The organism is Ruegeria sp. F5 (assembly GCF_056533845.1).
On record NZ_JBQFOU010000059.1, the window covers coordinates 1 to 2,266 of the forward strand.

General features: G+C 50.5%; 4 protein-coding genes. 3 read left to right on the forward strand and 1 reads right to left on the reverse strand.

The genetic code is table 11. The annotated features are described in order from the left end of the window. Positions 1–7: 7 nt before the first annotated feature. Positions 8–994, reverse strand: coding sequence for a LysR family transcriptional regulator (locus ACR0K1_RS25460; RefSeq protein WP_480852300.1), 987 nt, complete (start codon positions 992–994; stop codon positions 8–10). A gap of 136 nt (positions 995–1,130) precedes the next feature. Here ACR0K1_RS25460 and ACR0K1_RS25465 point away from each other — a divergent pair, with 136 nt between their 5' ends. From ACR0K1_RS25465 to ACR0K1_RS25475, 3 genes are all read left to right on the forward strand, one after another. Then, positions 1,131–1,274 carry a DUF1127 domain-containing protein gene (locus ACR0K1_RS25465; protein ID WP_480852302.1) on the forward strand — a complete coding sequence of 48 codons (144 nt, stop codon included), beginning with the start codon at positions 1,131–1,133 and terminating at the stop codon, positions 1,272–1,274. Next, the gene (locus ACR0K1_RS25470) at positions 1,264–1,488 is read left to right on the forward strand and encodes a DUF1127 domain-containing protein (RefSeq protein ID WP_480617695.1); all 225 of its coding nucleotides are present in this window, start codon (positions 1,264–1,266) and stop codon (positions 1,486–1,488) included. The genes ACR0K1_RS25465 and ACR0K1_RS25470 overlap by 11 nt, the downstream gene beginning before the upstream one ends. Positions 1,489–1,670: 182 nt before the next feature. Further along, positions 1,671–2,222, forward strand: coding sequence for a GNAT family N-acetyltransferase (locus ACR0K1_RS25475; protein WP_480852301.1), 552 nt, complete (start codon positions 1,671–1,673; stop codon positions 2,220–2,222). Positions 2,223–2,266 lie beyond the last annotated feature (44 nt).

The following is a 2,266-nucleotide window of genomic DNA, read 5'->3' on the forward strand; positions in this document are numbered from 1 at the left end:
TACGTAGTTAGCCGTTCCTTTGGTTTTCTTTGGAATCCCGAAACCGTCGCGCCAGGTAATCCACGAACGCTCTGGTTTTTGGTGCTAGATTGCGCCTGTCGGCAAACATTACGACAATATCTGTGCTGGGTGGTGCATACTCCGGCATGACGTGGACAAGTTCGCCGGAGCGAAATTTCCTGTTTGCCATATAGCAGGGCAGCCGTGCGATCCCGATACCTGCTAGAGCAGCTCGAAAGACGACATCGGTGCTGTTTCCCTCAAAGCTGCCCGTTGCTTCAAATTTTTCGCCTGCGTTCGGTTTAATGCTGTTCCAAGCGTTCCGTTGGCTTCTCCCAGCAACTCTCAAGCAATTGTGCTCAGCCAATTCGGCAAAATTCGACGGTGTTCCACAACGCTCAAGGTATGCAGGTGAGGCACATAGTACCCTGCGACTCTGCATAATGCGCCTAATGACCATATCTGGATTCTTGCGTTGTTCTGCAAAGCAGATCGCCGCATCGAACCCCTCACTCCGAAGATCAATTTCTCGGTCGGTCAAATCCAAAGACATTTGAACCTCAGGGTTCTCTTTCATGAACTCTGGCAGGGCAGGAATCAGTTGAGACTTACCGAATGCGACAGTGGATGCAATCCTAAGTTCTCCGCGTGGGACACCGTCAAAACTGTTGATCATCGCTTTGGCTTCATTAAACTTGTCAGCCATCGCTTTGCATTTTTCATAGAAATCTTGGCCTTCTCGCGTCGGAGAGACACCCGTTCTGGTGCGATTAAGAAGGCGGTAGTGCACCTGATCTTCAAGTAATCCGATCTGCTTACTAACTGCTGATGGGGTCTGCCTCATTGATCTTGCAGCCCCAGAGATGCTGCCCTGCTCGACAACCGTCGCAAAGATTAGCATTTGCACAGAAATGTCCATGTCATGACCTTTACTGTTCCAATATGGCATGGGGCCTTTGCCAAATTGTCGAATTGTGAGCGCTACCAAATACATCTATCTCTGCATTGCAGCATAAATACTGCATTGCAGCAACAGACGAGGCAATATCATGGCAATTACTCGATCAAACAGCAGGCTGGATGTCGTTTTCGAAGCTGGCCGCACGTTCTTTCATCAAAAGCTGGACATGATGCGAAAGGCACAGTCCAAATACAGGATTTATCGCGCAACTTATTATGAACTCTCGGTGTTATCTGACCGTGACCTAATAGATCTGGGTATTCCGCGCAGTAGCATCAAAAGACTTGCTATGGAGGCTGCGTATGGCTGCTAATTCCCAAACGGCTGTTACAGATCGTGTTCACGCCATTGCCCTATCCATCAGCTTACTGGCGTGGATCGGAGCCACGGCAAATGCCGTCTTGAAGACGCTTCAAATGGCCCGGATGCTCTCCACACTTTCGAAAATGAGCGACGACCAACTCGCACAGATTGGAATTTCGCGATCCGATATCGCGGAATACGCCGCGAAATTGATGGCTGATTAATAGAACAGAGGCCTTCAGGTCAGAAGCTCACACGAAATTTGCTGGTCCTCGCTCCTCCCAGAGTAAGCCAGCAAAAGCGGCGGCGAAAAAGACTACAGGGAGCGCCAACGCAAGGGGCCAGCACTTTCAACTCCTCCCGAAAGTGCTGGCCCAAACCAACCTGCCAAGCAGGAGCCCGAAAGATGAGCGATAGGAGAACTTCACGAGACCCGATCGTTCGTCGTCTCCGTTTTCGCGATCAAGATGACATCTGTGATCATTTTCTTCGATTAGATGACCAGACTCGGCGCGAACGGTTTTGTGGGACTGTTACTAATACAGGGGTTCTGGGCTACGCGCAGAATGTCCTTCGGTACGACAGTATCGTTTGTGGAGCGTTTATCTCTGGGCAATTGAGAGGCCTTGTGGAACTGCGCGGTCTCTTTCAGTCATGGCAATCAAAGACCGAAGCTGCCTTCTCCGTCGAAGCCGAGTGGCAAGGCATTGGGATTGGCGACGCATTGTTTCAACAGATGTTCGCAATGGCGCAGAACAGGGGTGTAAGGACAATCCAAATGATGTGCCTGAAGGAAAACCACCACATGCGCCATCTTGCTGCGAAACACAACGCGCAGTTTGTAGCTGACGCGGAAATAGTGGAAGCAACCTTACGCCCCAACTGGCCGACACCAGCGTCATTTGCCTTTGAGATCATCGCGGAAACCAGGGCACACTCACATCTGCTCTTTACTTAAACGACCAATGGCAAGCCGCGTATTGTTGCCGTTTCAATGGGATT

What these genes read in the sequence shown, in the direction of transcription:
- ACR0K1_RS25460 (WP_480852300.1), bottom strand. Translation starts at nt 994, where the DNA reads ATGTATTTGGTAGCGCTCACAATTCGACAATTTGGCAAAGGCCCCATG.
- ACR0K1_RS25465 (WP_480852302.1), top strand. Translation starts at nt 1,131, where the DNA reads ATGCGAAAGGCACAGTCCAAATACAGGATTTATCGCGCAACTTATTAT.
- ACR0K1_RS25470 (WP_480617695.1), top strand. Translation starts at nt 1,264, where the DNA reads ATGGCTGCTAATTCCCAAACGGCTGTTACAGATCGTGTTCACGCCATT.
- ACR0K1_RS25475 (WP_480852301.1), top strand. Translation starts at nt 1,671, where the DNA reads ATGAGCGATAGGAGAACTTCACGAGACCCGATCGTTCGTCGTCTCCGT.